Origin of the sequence: Streptomyces malaysiensis subsp. samsunensis (assembly GCF_024519315.1) — a bacterium.
Lineage (GTDB): Bacteria > Actinomycetota > Actinomycetes > Streptomycetales > Streptomycetaceae > Streptomyces > Streptomyces malaysiensis.
In genome coordinates, this window is sequence record NZ_JANIIC010000024.1 from 1 (window position 1) to 15,296 (window position 15,296).

General features: G+C 70.0%; 15 protein-coding genes. 6 read left to right on the plus strand and 9 right to left on the minus strand.

Annotation, left to right across the window (positions count from 1 at the left end; translation table 11 throughout):
• Positions 1–189: 189 nt before the first annotated feature.
• On the minus strand, positions 190–852 hold the full coding sequence (locus NQU54_RS20800) for a DNA-3-methyladenine glycosylase (RefSeq protein WP_257632371.1): 663 nt from the start codon (positions 850–852) through the stop codon (positions 190–192).
• A 168-nt stretch (positions 853–1,020) separates the two neighbouring features.
• On the opposite strand from NQU54_RS20800, the gene NQU54_RS20805 reads away from it, so the two are divergent.
• The gene (locus NQU54_RS20805) at positions 1,021–1,803 is read left to right on the plus strand and encodes a sporulation protein (RefSeq protein WP_257632372.1); all 783 of its coding nucleotides are present in this window, start codon (positions 1,021–1,023) and stop codon (positions 1,801–1,803) included.
• Between the two features lie 156 nt (positions 1,804–1,959).
• Here the strand turns inward: NQU54_RS20805 and NQU54_RS20810 are convergent, their stop codons facing one another.
• Positions 1,960–2,286 carry a barstar family protein gene (locus tag NQU54_RS20810; RefSeq protein WP_231981507.1) on the minus strand — a complete coding sequence of 109 codons (327 nt, stop codon included), beginning with the start codon at positions 2,284–2,286 and terminating at the stop codon, positions 1,960–1,962.
• 86 nt (positions 2,287–2,372) lie between these two features.
• Here NQU54_RS20810 and NQU54_RS20815 point away from each other — a divergent pair, with 86 nt between their 5' ends.
• Positions 2,373–2,912: a YbhB/YbcL family Raf kinase inhibitor-like protein gene (locus NQU54_RS20815; protein WP_257632373.1), complete on the plus strand. Its 540-nt coding sequence runs from the start codon at positions 2,373–2,375 to the stop codon at positions 2,910–2,912.
• 105 nt (positions 2,913–3,017) lie between these two features.
• Positions 3,018–3,521, plus strand: coding sequence for an HNH endonuclease (locus NQU54_RS20820; protein WP_069874708.1), 504 nt, complete (start codon positions 3,018–3,020; stop codon positions 3,519–3,521).
• A 222-nt stretch (positions 3,522–3,743) separates the two neighbouring features.
• Here the strand turns inward: NQU54_RS20820 and NQU54_RS20825 are convergent, their stop codons facing one another.
• The 3 genes from NQU54_RS20825 to NQU54_RS20835 all read right to left on the minus strand — a co-directional run bounded on the left by NQU54_RS20825 (position 3,744) and on the right by NQU54_RS20835 (position 6,170).
• A complete protein-coding gene (locus tag NQU54_RS20825) occupies positions 3,744–4,703 on the minus strand; it encodes an SPFH domain-containing protein (RefSeq protein ID WP_069874688.1) in 960 nt (319 codons plus the stop codon).
• 152 nt (positions 4,704–4,855) lie between these two features.
• Complete coding sequence (locus tag NQU54_RS20830; protein WP_069874685.1) at positions 4,856–5,329, minus strand: NfeD family protein; 474 nt, start codon at positions 5,327–5,329, stop codon at positions 4,856–4,858.
• Positions 5,330–5,378: 49 nt separating this feature from the next.
• Positions 5,379–6,170: an ABC transporter ATP-binding protein gene (locus NQU54_RS20835; protein ID WP_257632374.1), complete on the minus strand. Its 792-nt coding sequence runs from the start codon at positions 6,168–6,170 to the stop codon at positions 5,379–5,381.
• A 110-nt stretch (positions 6,171–6,280) separates the two neighbouring features.
• Between NQU54_RS20835 and NQU54_RS20840 the strand changes: the two genes are divergently transcribed.
• On the plus strand, positions 6,281–7,084 hold the full coding sequence (locus NQU54_RS20840; RefSeq protein ID WP_257632375.1) for an Rv1486c family protein: 804 nt from the start codon (positions 6,281–6,283) through the stop codon (positions 7,082–7,084).
• 201 nt (positions 7,085–7,285) lie between these two features.
• Here the strand turns inward: NQU54_RS20840 and NQU54_RS20845 are convergent, their stop codons facing one another.
• The 3 genes from NQU54_RS20845 to NQU54_RS20855 all read right to left on the minus strand — a co-directional run bounded on the left by NQU54_RS20845 (position 7,286) and on the right by NQU54_RS20855 (position 9,455).
• Positions 7,286–7,525 (minus strand): chaplin, encoded by a 240-nt coding sequence (locus NQU54_RS20845; protein WP_033227481.1) that lies wholly within the window; start codon positions 7,523–7,525, stop codon positions 7,286–7,288.
• A 138-nt stretch (positions 7,526–7,663) separates the two neighbouring features.
• Complete coding sequence (locus NQU54_RS20850) at positions 7,664–8,305, minus strand: response regulator (RefSeq protein ID WP_069874680.1); 642 nt, start codon at positions 8,303–8,305, stop codon at positions 7,664–7,666.
• A complete protein-coding gene (locus NQU54_RS20855) occupies positions 8,298–9,455 on the minus strand; it encodes a GAF domain-containing sensor histidine kinase (protein ID WP_372505969.1) in 1,158 nt (385 codons plus the stop codon). Before NQU54_RS20855 ends, NQU54_RS20850 begins: the two co-directional genes overlap by 8 nt.
• Positions 9,456–9,902: 447 nt before the next feature.
• Here NQU54_RS20855 and NQU54_RS20860 point away from each other — a divergent pair, with 447 nt between their 5' ends.
• On the plus strand, positions 9,903–10,673 hold the full coding sequence (locus NQU54_RS20860) for a transglycosylase SLT domain-containing protein (protein WP_257632377.1): 771 nt from the start codon (positions 9,903–9,905) through the stop codon (positions 10,671–10,673).
• A 124-nt stretch (positions 10,674–10,797) separates the two neighbouring features.
• Here NQU54_RS20860 and NQU54_RS20865 read toward each other — a convergent pair whose 3' ends face one another.
• A complete protein-coding gene (locus NQU54_RS20865) occupies positions 10,798–13,458 on the minus strand; it encodes an ABC transporter ATP-binding protein/permease (protein WP_257632378.1) in 2,661 nt (886 codons plus the stop codon).
• Positions 13,459–13,682: 224 nt separating this feature from the next.
• Between NQU54_RS20865 and NQU54_RS20870 the strand changes: the two genes are divergently transcribed.
• On the plus strand, positions 13,683–15,173 hold the full coding sequence (locus tag NQU54_RS20870; RefSeq protein WP_306278915.1) for a streptophobe family protein: 1,491 nt from the start codon (positions 13,683–13,685) through the stop codon (positions 15,171–15,173).
• Positions 15,174–15,296 lie beyond the last annotated feature (123 nt).

Below are 15,296 nucleotides of genomic sequence, written 5' to 3' on the forward strand. Positions count from 1 at the left end.
TAATTTCCCTCTCAGCTCCTAATCGGAGCCCCGGGTCTTGATTTCGCGCAGCGAAATAGGACCCTGTTCGGGAGATGTCGTCTAGTGGTTGGCCGCTCTGGAGCCACTGTGACTCGATCGTGGGATCGCGCCGACAGCACTGCCCGTCTCAAGCGGCTCGGGCTACGTTAGGCGCCCTGTCCAGCAGAGTCAAGTTCCGACCTGACGGCGCGTCGAATTCCGGCGACGCGGGGTGTGCGCCCGGTAGGGGCTGACCGAGGGCTCGCCATCGATCCAGAAGCGCCAGGGATGAGTTGCGCCCTCCCCGCCCACACCGGTACGCGGACCGCTGAGCACCTGGGCAGGCCGGGCGGGGTAGCCGGTGAGTATGGCAAGCGCGGCGTCGGGACCCGCGCAGACATCGGTGCCGTCTAGCCTGCGGTCCACGCCCAGGGCCGTGGCCAGCCGGGCCGGGCCCTTGGCCAGCTCATGGTCGTTACGCGCCTTCGGCCTGCGCTGATGGGCCCACGCATGGCCGTGCAGCACCTCGCCCGCGCGCAGCAGCACCCCGCTGGGATGGCCCTCCGGTCCACAGACCAGATTGAGGCAGTGCCACATGCCGTAGGTGAAGTAGACATACGCATGGCCCGGGGGGCCGAACATCACGGCGTTGCGCTCGGTGCGGCCGCGGTAGGCGTGCGAGCCGGGGTCCGCCAGGCCCGCGTACGCCTCGACCTCGGTCAGGCGCAATTCGATCGGTCCGTCCGGGGTGCTCCGGACCAGGACGCGGCCCAGGAGGTCGGGCGCGACCTCGAGGACGGGTCGGTCGAAGAAGGAGCGGTCGAGGGGCTCACGGTCAGGTCCTGCTGTCACGCGCCCCGAGCGTAGTGGAACAGATATCAACCGGTGGTTGGAGGCGGCACCGGTCCGCTGGAAGGGTATGAGCCGCGGAACCGTCCACGGCTGTTTCGCGTTCCTACGTGTCAACAGTGATCGAGCGCGATCGAGTCAAGACGCAGTCGCGTCCTTGAGAGGGAGAACATGGGCTTCAAGAAGCTGCTCGCGAGTCTGGGTGCCGGTGGCGCTTCGGTGGAGACGGTGCTGACCGAGGAGAACGTCGTCCCGGGCGGCATTGTGCAGGGCGAGGTCCGCATCCAGGGCGGTTCGGTCGCGCAGCGGATCGAGGGCCTCTCGGTCGGCTTGCAGGCGCGGGTCGAGGTGGAGGGCAACGACCAGGAGTACAAGCAGGACGTGGAGTTCACCCGGCAGCAGCTGGGCGGTGCGTTCGAGGTGCAGCCGGGTGCGGTGCACGCGGTGCAGTTCGGCCTGGAGATTCCGTGGGAGACCCCGATCACCATGTTCCTGGGCCGGCATCTGAGCGGTATGAACGTGGGGGTGACCACGGAGCTGGCCATCGCGCGCGCGGTGGACTCGGGCGATCTGGACCCGGTCCATGTGCATCCGCTCCCCGCCCAGCAGGCCATCCTGGACGCCTTCGGCACCCTCGGCTTCCGGTTCAAGAGCGCCGACCTGGAGCGTGGCCACATCCGCGGGACCCGGCAGCGGCTGCCCTTCTACCAGGAGATCGAGTTCTACGCGCCGGAGCAGTACCGGGGCCTGAACCAGGTGGAGTTGTCCTTCGTCGCGGACGACCGTGAGATCGACGTGGTGCTGGAGATGGACAAGAAGCCGGGGCTGTTCACCGAGGGCAGTGACACCTACCGGTCCTTCACGATGAACCTGGCGTCCTTCCAGGACACCGACTGGGCCGCGTATCTGAACCAGTGGCTCGCCCAGGTCGGCGGCAAGCGCAACTGGTTCTGAGCTCTCCCTCTCCGGACCCTGACTTCCGCGCGGGGCGCGCACCGAAACCATCTCGGTGCGCGCCCCGCGCCGTGTGTCAGGACGCGTTGCCGGGTGCCGTAGGCCGTCGCCGTACGTCAGGGCCATACGTCAGGGCCGTAGTTCAAGGGCCGTAGTTCAAGGGCCGTCGTCGTAGCGCACCACCAGGGGGCGTCCCTGCGTGGCCCAGTACGCCTCCGCGTCGGCCAGGATGTCCGCCGCGATCGCGGCGGCGTCGGGGTCCGCGTCGCGGAAGGCCGGCCAGCCCTGGATGTCCAGCAGACAGCCGCTGGGCTCGCGGCCCTCGGCCCACCAGGACAGATCGGTGACGCAGTCGGCGAGGGCATCCCAATTGCGCCCGTACCAGTGGGGAAAGCGCAGGTCCCGGGCGCAGCGGTCGAGGAAGCCGTCCTTGTCCGTCACGCCGTCGAGGCGCAGGTGGAGGGCGAGGGTGGGGCCGGTCATGGGCGACATGGTGCCAGCCCGGCGAGCGGCGGTCTCGTTAGGCTGGCCGCGGAGATGATCCACTGCGACCTGAGGAGGTTCTTGAGGTGTCCGAGCAGAACCGGCCCCCACTCCCCCATGACTTCCATCCGCCGGTGCCGTCGTTCACGGTGGTGAGCGACGATGTGGAACCGGGCGGCACGCTCAACTCCGCCCAGGTGTACGCGGAGGGGAACACCTCTCCGCAGCTGCGCTGGGAGGGGTTCCCGGAGGGTACGAAGAGTTTCGCCGTCACCTGCTACGACCCGGACGCGCCGACCGGCAGCGGTTTCTGGCACTGGGTGTTGTTCGACATCCCGGCCACGGTCACCGAGCTTCCGGCGGGTGCGGGCAGCGGCAGCTTCACGGGCCTGCCCGACGGGGCCGTACAGGCGCGCAACGACTACGGGACGCGTGACTTCGGCGGGGCCGCGCCGCCGCCCGGGGACGGTTCGCACCGCTATGTGTTCACCGTCTACGCGGTGGACAGCGAGAAGCTGGGGCCGGACGCGGACGCCTCGCCCGCGGTGGTCGGCTTCAATCTGCGCTTCCACACGCTGGGACGTGCCCAGTTGATCGGGGAGTACGAGGCGCCGGCCGCGGGCTGACTCGGCGAAATTGCGTTGTTCTCGGCCAGGCTCCCGGCCAGAGTTGATCCCGGTCCCGCCCATGTCAGGCGCGGGACCGGGACACGGGATGCGGGGGTGGTCGGGATGCGCGAGACGCTGGTTCTGAACGCGAGCTTCGAGCCGCTGGCGACGGTGACGCTGCGGCGTGCCGTGGTGCTGGTCCTCCAGGACAAGGCCGTCGTCGAACACGCCCACCCGGGGCTGCGGGTGCGGGCCGCGGACGTCGATCTGCCGCTGCCGCGGGTGATCCGGCTGTGCCGTTACGTACGGGTGCCGTTCCGAAGACGGGCGCCGTGGTCGCGGCGCGGGGTGCTGGTCCGGGACCAGCACCGGTGCGCGTACTGCGGCCGCCGGGCGACGACCGTGGACCATGTGGTGCCGCGGTCGCGCGGGGGCGGGGACACCTGGCTGAACACGGTGGCCTCCTGTGCCGAGGACAACCACCGCAAGGCGGACCGGACTCCGGAGCAGGCGGGGATGCGGCTGCTCAAGGCGCCGTTCGAGCCCACGCCCTCGGATGCGCTGGTGCTGGCGCTGGGGGCGGCGGAGCGGGACGGGCTGCCGGAGTGGCTGGCGCTACCGGCCTAAGCGCTCCGCTGGAAGTGCCGCGATGTGTTGTCGGCCGACTGCGGCACCGTCGTGGCTGGTCGCGCAGTTCCCCGCGCCCCTTCGGGGCGCTGCCCGAACCGGCGCGGACTTCCTCTGACCTGCTTAGGGCCCTCCTGACGGACCGGGGGCCCTCCTGGGGCCCGGGAGGCCGCCCCGTCCGGGAGGCCGCCCCGACGCCCGTCCGTTCAGGTTCGTTCAGGTTCAGTCGATCCTGGGCTGTTCGCGGCGCGGGGCGGGCTCCTTACCGGTGGCGGCGGGGGTGCCGCCGCCGTTGCCGCCGCCGGTCAGCGGGCCGAAGTTGCCCATGGCCCCGCCGAGGCCCTTGAGGGCGTCGCCGATCTCGCTGGGCACGATCCAGAGCTTGTTGGCGTCGCCCTCGGCGATCTTCGGCAGCATCTGGAGGTACTGGTAGGAGAGCAGTTTCTGGTCCGGGTCTCCGGCGTGGATGGACTCGAAGACCGTACGGATCGCCTGGGCCTCGCCCTCGGCGCGCAGCGCGGCGGCCTTGGACTCACCCTCGGCCCGCAGGATCGCGGACTGCTTCTCACCCTCGGCGCGCAGGATCTCGGACTGCCGGACACCTTCGGCCTGGAGGATCGCGGCGCGCTTGTCACGGTCGGCGCGCATCTGCTTCTCCATCGAGTCCTGGATGGAGGTGGGCGGCTCGATGGCCTTGAGCTCGACGCGGTTGACGCGGATGCCCCACTTGCCGGTGGCCTCGTCGAGGACGCCGCGCAGCGCCGCGTTGATCTCCTCGCGGGAGGTCAGGGTGCGCTCGAGGTCCATGCCACCGATGATGTTCCGCAGGGTGGTGACGGTCAGCTGCTCGATCGCCTGGATGTAGCTGGCGACTTCATAGGTGGCGGCGCGGGCGTCGGTTACCTGGTAGTAGATGACGGTGTCGATGTTCACGACCAGGTTGTCCTGGGTGATCACCGGCTGCGGGGGGAAGGGCACGACCTGTTCACGGAGGTCGACGCGGTTGCGGATCGAGTCGATGAACGGGACGACGATGTTGAGGCCCGCGTTGAGAGTGCGTGTGTAGCGTCCGAAGCGCTCCACGATGGCGGCACTGGCCTGCGGGATGACCTGGATCGTCTTGATCAGTGCGATGAAGACCAGCACCACCAGGATGATCAGGACGATGATGATCGGTTCCACAGCGGCTCCCCGTGCCCTTCATGCGGTGATTCGGATGGTCGGGATGATCAGGTCTGGCGGTTCCCGAGGGTGGAGTCTGTCAGATTCATGGTCGACTCCGCAGCTCAACCGGGGCGTCCTCAACTCTTGATAGGACACCCCGGGTACGGCGTCTACATGACGACGGCCGTCGCACCGTCGATCTCCACTACGTCGACCTGCTGCCCGGGTTCGTAGCTCTGGCCGGGGTCGAGGGAGCGCGCGGACCAGATCTCGCCCGCGAGCTTGATGCGGCCGCCACCGCCGTGGTCGACGCGCTCGAGGACGACGGCCTGGCGTCCCTTCAGCGCCTCGATGCCACTGCGCAGCTCGGGTTGCTGACGGCGGCTGCGGACCGCCATCGGGCGCACGACGGCGACCAGCGCGACCGAGACGACACAGAAGACGACGACTTGGAGCACGATGCCGCCCCCGAGCGCGTCGGTGATGGCACCGGCCACCGCGCCGACCGCGACCATCCCGAATTCGGGCATCGCGGTCAAAACGAGCGGAATGCCCAGTCCTACGGCGGCGATCAGCCACCACACCCACGGATCCACATGGTCATGGTAGTTGGCGCCGGTCGTCGGGGACAGTGCGCGGATCACCCGCCGATGGGGCGGAGGGCGCGGAGGGCGGACATCGGGCCGGCGGAAATCAGGTCAGCGGCAGTCCCTGGGCGGTCCAGCGGTCGCCGTTGCGCTCGACGACCAGCGGGAGTCCGAAGCAGCGGGAGAGGTTGCGGGAGGTCAGCTCGGTCTCTACGGGGCCCGCGGTGAGCACCTTTCCCTGGCGGATCATCAGAACATGGGTGAAGCCAGGGGGGATTTCCTCGACATGATGTGTCACCATGATCATCGATGGCGCGAGCGGGTCGCGGGCGAGCCGTCCGAGGCGGCGGACGAGGTCCTCGCGGCCGCCGAGGTCGAGTCCTGCCGCGGGCTCGTCGAGGAGCAGCAGCTCGGGGTCGGTCATCATGGCGCGGGCGATGAGGGTGCGCTTGCGCTCGCCCTCGGATAGGGTGCCGAACTTCCGGTTGAGGTATTCGGTCATGCCGAGGCGGTCGAGGAAGGCGCGGGCGCGGGTCTCGTCGACCGCGTCGTAGTCCTCCTGCCAGTGGGCCGTCATGCCGTACGCGGCGGTGAGGACGGTCTGAAGGACGGTCTGGCTGCGCGGCAGCTTCTCGGCCATGGCGATGCCCGCCATGCCGATCCGGGGGCGCAGCTCGAAGACGTCGACGCGGCCGAGATGCTCGCCGAGGATGCGGGCGCTTCCGGCGCTCGGGAAGAGATAGCTGGAGGCGAGGTTGAGGAGGGTGGTCTTGCCGGCGCCGTTGGGGCCGAGGATGACCCAGCGCTCTCCCTCTTTGATCGACCAGGAGACCTCGTCCACCAGAGCCCGCCCATCGCGGACCACCGATACGTCCAGCAGCTCCAGAACCTCGCTCATGAGCGCGTTGTCTCCCATTGCAGTCTCGAGTCGTGCGTGCGCCTGTGGGCGCAGCCCCCTGAGGAAAACCTACGCCACACGCTGTCGGTGGCAGTCCTTAGGCTGGTGCCATGCTCGATGAACCACGTTCAGGGCGCCTCGCGGCTTGGGGAAATGCCCTTCTCGCCGGACTTGTCTCCCCCGATGAGGCGGCGCATCGCATCGCGGACGAGGACGCGTCGCACCGGGTGGCGGGGCTTCCGGGGGAGTCCGGGCCGGTGGGGCTCACGCTGGCGCTGGGGCGGCTGCGGGCGCTCGGGGCCAAGGGGCTGCGGGTGGCGCTGCCCATAGCGGGGCATCCGCTGGGGCTGAGCGGCCCGCCGGAGTTCAACGCCCAGGCGCTCGACGCGGGTGAGGCGGTGATCGCTACGGGGGCGGCGCTGGGTCTGGTGCCCGAGGTGTCCGCGGTCGGCCCCGAGGGTGATCAGCACGTCGAGGTGGTGTGGCGATGCCAGGGGGTGCGGGAGGCGCCGCCCGCGGATGTGCCGTCGCTGAGCGAGGCCGAGCGGGAGCTGACCGAGGCCCTGCGGGAGGCCACGGAGGTGCTCTCGCGGCTGAACGTGGCCGGATCGGGCCCGGTGGCCCAGGCGGCTCTGGACGCGTATCGGGCGCGGGCAGAGCGGGGCCGTGAGGTGCTGGCGCCGGGCTATCCGCCGCGGGCCCTACGGGTGCTGGAGCTGGCGCAGCGGGTGGGTGCGCTGGTGGACATCGCGTATACGGCGGGCGGGGACGGCCGGGAGCACGGCGGCGCGGTGAGCGCGTCGGAGATCACGGCACGCGCCGAGGCGCTGCGGCCGGTGGAGCGCACCTCGCGGCGGGCGCAGGTGGCGGCGTACAACGCGTATGTGGAGGAGCGGGAGCGGGGCGGTCTCTGAGCCTTCCGGGGCACCGGGGGTGTCATGGGGCCGACCCCGCCGTGAAACCGGCCCTGTCCTGGAGCCGGCCCTCCTGGAACCGGGCCCGTCCCGGGGTCGACCCCGTCATGGAACCGGGCCCCGTCATGGAGCCGGCCCCGGAGGCGGGTGCCTCCGGGGCCGGTCGGTGGTGAGTCGGGTATTCCGCCGGGGCGGGGCCGGTCAGCGGCCGCAGGGGACGCCGAACGCCGGGTTCATGGACCCGATGACCGAAATCGTGTTGCTGCAAAAGTTCACGGGCACATGGATGGGCGCCTGAATGTTGTTGCCAGCGACCACACCCGGGGACATCGTGGCCCCACCGTCGGCCTGGGGACCCTGGGCGGAGGCGACACCGGCACCGGCGACGGCGAGTCCGCCGGCCGCGATCGTGATGGCAGCGAACCTCTTGATGTTCTTCACTTCTCAAGACCCTTCATTCATCAGCGCGTCACCGCGGCGGTCCACCGCGGTACGCCGTGAAGAACGGCACGGGAGATGGCGAGTTGCGCTGTTCGAGTGCTCCCCACACGTTGGTGTGATTTCACGGAGAAAGGCTGTTCATGCCCCGATTCCATGCCGTACCGCCCATAGCGCGGCCTGGGTGCGGTCGGAGAGGTCCAACTTCATCAGAATGTTGGACACATGGGTTTTCACGGTCTTTTCGGACAGCACCAGCGCGCGGGCGATCTCCCGGTTGGACCGGCCGTCCGCGATCAGCGCGAGCACCTCGCGTTCGCGCTCGGTGAGCGAGCCGCGCCCCTGACCGCCGCCCTCCTCCTGGGAGAGCAGCGCGAGGGCCACCTCGGGCTGGAGCAGCACATGCCCGGAGTGGACGGACCGGATGGCGCGGGCGAGCGCCTCGGGGTCCACGTCCTTGTAGACATAGCCCGCGGCGCCCGCGCGCAGGGCGGGGACCACGGTGCGCTTCTCGGTGAAGCTGGTCACGACCAGCACCCGGGCGGGGTTGTCGAGGTCGCGCAGGGTGCGCAGCGCCTCGATACCGTCCAGGCCGGGCATCTTCACATCCATCAGGACGACATCGGGGCGCAGCTCCTCGGCGCGGGCGACACCCTCCTCGCCGTCCGCCGCCTCGCCGACCACCTCGATGTCGTCCTGGACCTGAAGGAAGGTCCGCAGGCCGCGCCGCACCACCTGGTGGTCGTCGACGAGCAGCACCCGAATCCGTCCCGGGTCAGCCACCGGGCACCTCCATCTCGATCACGGTGCCCTTGCCGGGCGCCGACTCCACGGTCAGACCGCCGCCGACACCGCCGGCCCGGTCCCGCATCGACACCAGCCCGAGGTGGCGTCCGGCGCGCCGTACGGCCGAGGGGTCGAATCCCCTGCCGTCGTCGGCGACCAGGAGCCGGGCGCCCTGGCCGCGCCGGGCGAGGGTGACGTCGACCTGCCGCGCGCCGGCGTGGCGCAGCGCGTTGTGCAGGGCCTCCTGGGCCACCCGCAGCACCGCTTCCTCCTGGGCCGCGGGCAGCGCCCGTACGCCGCGGGAGGCGAAGGTGACATGGGCGGAGTGGGCCCGGTCGAGCACCTGCACCTGCGTCCTCAGCGTCGCCACGAGGCCGTCCTCGTCGAGGGCGGCGGGGCGCAGCTCCACGACGGCGGAGCGCAGTTCGTCGGCGGCCTCGGCGGCGAGCAGGGCGATCTGCTGGAGCTCCTCCTTGGCGCGGGCGGGGTCGCGGTCCACCAGAGCCGCGGCCGCCTGGGCGGTCAGCCGCAGCGAGAAGAGCTTCTGGGAGACCGCGTCGTGCAACTCATGGGCGAGCCTGGCCCGCTCCCCGGCGATGGTGAGCTCGCGGCTGCGCTCGTAGAGCCGGGCGTTGGTCAGGGCGATGGCGGCGTGCTGGGCCAGGATGGACAGCAGCTCCTCGTCCTCGGCGGTGAATCCGCAGCCGCCCTCGGGCTTGGGACATCGCTTGTTGGCGAGGAATACCGCGCCGAGAACTTCATCGCCGTCGGCAATAGGAAGACCCAAGAAATCAGACATAACAGGATGAGCTGATGGCCATCCCTCAAAACGGGCATCCAGTCGCACATCGGCGAGTCGCTGCGGGGTGGCGTCCTTGAGCATCGCGGCGAGAATGCCGTGCTGGCGGGGCAGCGGTCCGATGGCCTTCCACTGCTCCTCACTCACCCCATCTACTACGAACTGGGCGAAACCTCCGTGGTCGTCCGGAACCCCCAGAGCGGCATACTCCGCATCGAGCAGCTCACGGGCGGACACAACGATGGTCTTTAGGACATCACGGACTTCCAGATGTCGGCTCATGGCGAGCAGCGCACCGCTCACCCGACTCAGCCCGGCCTCGGGTCCGTCGGCCCGTCCTTTCGTCATGAGCATTACGTTACCGACCGCCATCCGGAGGGCATATCGGCCGGTCGGCGGCCACCTGATAAGACCTGAGCCCTAGGTCGAACGGCGCACACGGGACCCCCAAAGGGGCTGTTACAAGGGTGGAAAAAACAAACACCCTGAGCATTTGCGCGGGCACAGCGCGCAATATGAGAAGCTCCGCGATGTGAGCCCTGACACACGACTTAAATCACTTACGAACGTACTTAGTGGACGTTTCATAGGCGACTGAGCGGGGATGACGGCCGTCCGCACGGGCACGAGCGGCCTACTTATCCACTAAGCAGCATCGTATGTCACGCCTTTGCGACAACTTTTTGCGGCAGCTAAGAATTTCCCCCAGTCGCACGGCGCCGTAGATCCATGAAACGGCGCTCTGCGCGCCGATTTGGCCTGCGACACAAGCGATTGGAAGAGGTCTACTCCGCCATGCCCCTGCCCAGCATCCCCGGTTACAACCGTCTCACCAAGACGCACAAGTACTCCGCCGCCGGTATCGCGGCCGCCGGTGCGGCCGCCATAGCCTTCGCGGTCGTCCCCGGTGGTGACGCCGGCGCCAAGACCACGGCCCAGGACCTGCCGAACAAGCCGGTCGCCCTCACCTCTCAGAAGGCCGACGCCCAGGCCCACCACGAGGCCCTGGTCAAGCAGTCCGCCCTCGCCGACAAGCAGGCCAAGGAAGAAGCCGCGGAGAAGAAGGCCGCGGCGGAGGCCGCGAAGAAGAAGGCCGCGGCGGAGGCGGCCAAGAAGAAGGCGGCGGAAGAGGCCGCCGCGGCCAAGGCCGCTGAGGCGAAGGCCGCCAAGGAGCGCGCCGCCAAGCAGGCCGCGAGCCGCTCCGCCGCTCGTATCGAGACGGTCGCCGACACGAAGAAGACCTACCCGGACAACCTCGACGGCTGGATCCGCGAATCCCTCGACATCATGAAGGCGAAGGGCATTCCCGGTAGCTACCAGGGAATCCACCGCAACATCATCCGCGAGTCCGGCGGCAACCCGCGCGCCATCAACCTCTGGGACATCAACGCCCGCAACGGCGTGCCCTCCAAGGGCCTGCTCCAGGTAATAGCCCCGACCTTCAAGACGTACCACGTCGAGGGCACCTCCTGGGACCCCTACGACCCGGTCGCGAACATCACCGCCGCCTGCAACTACGCGGCCGCGCGATACGGCTCGATGGACAACGTGAACGGCCCGTACTGAACCCCGTACCGCTGGTACCGAGCCTCAACGGCCTGTGCGGAACCCGGCGTTACGACGCCGAAGGGCGACGGCACCCCCTGTGTGCGAGGGGTGCCGTCGCCCTTGTCCCCGACGGTGGTGGCGGCTACTTGCGCATGACCTCCGGCTCATGGCGGCGCAGCAGCCGTGCGACCACGAAGCCGCACACGATGCCCAGGACGACCAGCGCGACCATGTCGATGCCCCACTGGGTCGTGGTGTGCTCCCACAGCGGGTCGGTGTCCAGGGGCTGCTTGCCGTCCCACGGCGCCATCATGTGGCCGGAGCCCGGACCCAGGTCCAGCGTGGCACCGGCCGCGCCGACCGCCCAGCGGGACGGCATCAGCCAGGCGAACTGCTCCACACCCGGCGATCCGAAGATCTTGAACAGCACACCGGTGAAGACCACCTGCACGATGGCGAACATCACCAGCAGCGGCATCGTCTTCTCGGCGGTCTTCACCAGCGAGGAGATGACCAGGCCGAACATCATCGAGGTGAAGCCGATCGCGATCACGGCCAGGCACAGCTCGGCGGCCGGCGGCATCAGCAGCCCCTCCTCGGGCAGCTTCCGCGTGGAGAGGCCGATCGCGCAGATGATGACGCCCTGGAGGGCGGTGATCACGCCGAGCACGATCACCTTGGACATCAGATACGCCGAGCGGGAGAGGCCGACGGCCCGTTCCCGTTCGTAGATGACCCGCTCCTTGATCAGTTCTCGTACGGAGTTGGCCGCTCCGGTGAAACACATACCCACCACGAGGATCAGCAGGATCGTCCCGGCGGCCTGGTTGAACGAGCCCTTCGGCGCGAACTGGAGGCCGAACTTCGCCGGGATGACGACGCTCACCGCCCCCAGCACGGCGGGCAGGATCACCATGAGCCCCATGAAGCCCCGGTCGGAGCCGATCACCGACAGATAGCGGCGGATCAGCGTCCACAGCTGCGAGCCCCAGCTCTGCGGCTTCTGCATCCGGGTCGGCGGGGCCTGGACATGGACCGACTGCGGGGCCACGGAGTCGAGGTCCGCCGCGTACATCTGGTAGTGCTGCGAACCGCGCCAGCGGCCCGCCCAGTCGTAGTCGCGGTAGTTCTCGAACGCCGAGAAGACATCCGCCCAGCTGTCGTAGCCGAAGAAGTTGAGCGCCTCGTCCGGCGGGCCGAAGTAGGCCACCGAGCCGCCCGGCGCCATCACCAGGAGCTTGTCGCACAGCGCCAGCTCGGCGACCGAGTGGGTGACCACCAGCACGGTGCGGCCGTCGTCGGCGAGACCGCGCAGCAGCTGCATCACATCGCGGTCCATGCCCGGGTCGAGACCCGAGGTCGGCTCGTCCAGGAAGATCAGCGACGGCTTGGTGAGCAGCTCCAGCGCGACCGAGACCCGCTTGCGCTGACCGCCGGAGAGCGCGGTGACCTTCTTCTCCCGGTGGATGTCCAGCTTGAGCTCGCGCAGCACCTCGTCGATCCGGGCCTCGCGCTCGGCCTCGGCGGTGTCACCGGGGAACCGGAGCTTGGCGGCGTAGCGCAGGGCCTTCTGGACGGTCAGCTCCTTGTGGAGGATGTCGTCCTGGGGCACCAGACCGATGCGCTGGCGCAGCTCGGCGAACTGCTTGTAGAGGTTCCGGTTGTCGTAGAGGACATCGCCCTGGTTGGCCGGGCGGTAGCCGGTGAGCGCCTTCAGCAGGGTGGACTTGCCGGAGCCGGACGGGCCGATGACAGCGACGAGGGACTTCTCCGGGACGCCGAAGGAGACGTCCTTGAGGATCTGCTTGCCGCCGTCGACCGTCACCGTCAGATGGCGGGCCGAGAAGGAGACCTCACCGGTGTCGACGAACTCCTCGAGACGGTCGCCGACCAGCCGGAAGGTGGAGTGACCGACGCCGACGGTGTCGGACGGGCCGATGATCTGCTGCCGGACCGGCTGACCGTTGACATAGGTGCCGTTGTGGCTGCCGAGGTCACGTATCTCGAAGCGGCCGTCGGGCAGCGCCTGGAACTCGGCGTGGTGGCGCGAGACCTGGAGATCGGAGACGACCAGGTCGTTCTCCAGCGCACGGCCGATGCGCATCACCCGGCCGGCGGCCAGCTGGTGGAAGGTGGTCGGGCTGCGGTCGCCCTGGCCGGGCGCGGCGCCGGCCGGGCCGGAGGAGCCGGAGGGACCGGCGCCGGGGACGTTCTGCGCGAGATTGCCCTGCGGGGCCTGGGGCTGCTGCTGCGGGGGCGCCTGCTGCGGCTGCTGATGGGGCGCCTGCTGCTGCGGGATGAACGCCTGGGGCTGCTGAGGCTGCTGCTGCCAGCCTTGGGGCTGCGCCTGGGGCGGCTGCCCGCCCGGCTGCGGCCAGCCGCCGGGGCCGGGCTGCTGCGGCGGCTGCTGGGCGGCGGGCTGCTGAGGCTGCTGGGCCTGCTGGGGCATGCCCATCGCCGCCTGCTGGCCGTAAGCGCCCGCGGCGCCCATCGAGGCACCGCTGCCGGAGACGCTGAGCCGGGGGCCGTCGGTGGCATTGCCGAGATGGACGGCCGAACCAGGGCCGATTTCCACCTGTTGAATTCTCTGGCCCTGTACATAGGTGCCGTTGGTGGAACCCTGATCCTCGATGATCCAACTGCGCCCGCCCCAGCGCACCGTGGCATGTCGCCAGGAGACCCTGGCGTCGTCCAGCACCATGTCGCCCTGCGGGTCACGCCCCAGGCTGTACGACCTCGACGGATCAAGTGTCCAGGTCTGTCCGTTCAATTCCAGTACGAGTTCCGGCACTCCATGCCCCACTAGTTGTCCCCCGAGTTCCCCCCTGACACAGGGAGTCTAGGGATGGCGAACATCGTGAGGAACTATTTCAGGCTCAGTCCCTTCATCGGAAGTCGGGCTTTGACAAGAGCGCATCTCGGGCGTCGTTGACTCATCCGAAAGGCCCTCGGAAAGTGGTAATGGCTGACGGATAGTGCGGATCATGGTTTATCCGGGCAACTCGCGATGATCGGGGAGTCGGCGATATGAGCGCGAGCGGTGGCGGACGAGTGCCCTGGGGGCCCGCCCTCCTCTCCGCGATCGCGACGGTGAGCTGGGCGTTTCTGGCCATGGCCGGGATCGCCGCGCTCGGTCTGCATCTGATCGGCGCCGATGGCGCGGGCGCGCTCGGGCCGATGACCGCCGCGGCGACGGTGCTGGCGGTCGGCGGTTCCGTCACTCCTTATGGCGATGTGTCCGCCTTCGGGCTGGGGGGCGCCCAGGCCCACGCCGCCATCGATATCGCGCCGCTCGGGGTGAGCCTGGTCGGTGCGCTGCTGCTGGGATGGCTGTTCGTACGGTCGTTACGGGCCGCGGGCGCGGTGATCGGCCGGGCCGAACTCGCCGTGCGCGCGGGCCTGGTGGCCGTGCTCTTCCTGCTGCTGCTCGCCGGGCTGACCTGGGTGGGCAACGATACGGTCACGATCGACGGCGCCACGCTCGTCCTCCGCGGCCTGGACAGACGGGCCACCGAGCAGGATCTGCTGAGCCGGCTCCCCGAGCAGCTGGGCGATATCGCGGAGATCGGCGGCGGGCTGCTGCCGGACCGGCTGGCCGAGCTCGTCGACGCCAAGGCGTCCGTCGGCTTCACCGTGGCGCCGGGCCGTTCGGTGCTGGGCGGCGCGGTGTGGGTCGTCGCCGTCCTGCTGCTCGCGCTGCTGGCCTCGCGCCGTACACCGCTGCCGCCGGGCGCGCGGGCGCTGCACCGCACGGTCCGGCCGGCGGTGTCGGCGATGTGCGGGGCGCTGGTGCTCGCGGTCGGCGCGGGCCTGGTGGCCGGGATCTACGCGGCGGTCGGGGACGACCGTCCAGGGCTGGTGCTCGGGTCGGCGCTGCTCGGCGCGCCGGGCGGGGTGTGGATCGGCGTACCGCTGGGGCTGTTCGTCCCCTGGTACGGCAGGGCGAGCGGCGCGCTGAGGCATGTGCTGCCCGATCCCGTGGACGGTCTGCTCGCCGGGCCGGGCGGGGAGCGGATCACGGTGGGGCGGCTGGCCGAGCTCGACGGGCGGGTCTGGCTGCTCGTTGCCGCGAGCGTGCTGCTGATGCTCACCGCCGGGGTGCTCACCGCGGCCCGTACGCCCGTGGGGAGCCCGCGGCCGTTCGCCTTCGCGGGGTGGTGTGCGCTGCGGCTGGGCGTGGTGACCGCGGTCGCGCTGCCGCTGCTGGTGGGGCTGACCGGGGTCTCGGCGGGGGCGAGCCTGTCCGTGCTCGGCTTCGACGCCTTCGGGGCCGGGCTCGAGCTGCACGGGAACGCTCCGCTCGCACTGGCCCTGGGTGCGGGGTGGGGCGCGGCGGCGGGGGCCGCCGGAGCGTTCGCGGCCTGGGCCACGGGCGCGGCGGGCCGCCGGGCCGCGGCGCTCGCGCGCGAGGACGTGGTGGCCGCCGCGGCCGCCACACGGCGGCAGGACGGAGAGGCAGGGGCGAAAGGGGAGGAGGGCGGGGAGGGCGAGGGCCACGACGGCGGGCGCGGCCCATGACCTCGCCGATCATGCGAGGGGTGACCTCACGGCGACCGGGACATGAACGTTCCGCCTCGGCTTGCCGTCCACGGTGCGGGCTGCCGCGCGCGGCGCGCGAACAGCCGGATACGGTGGGAGGAC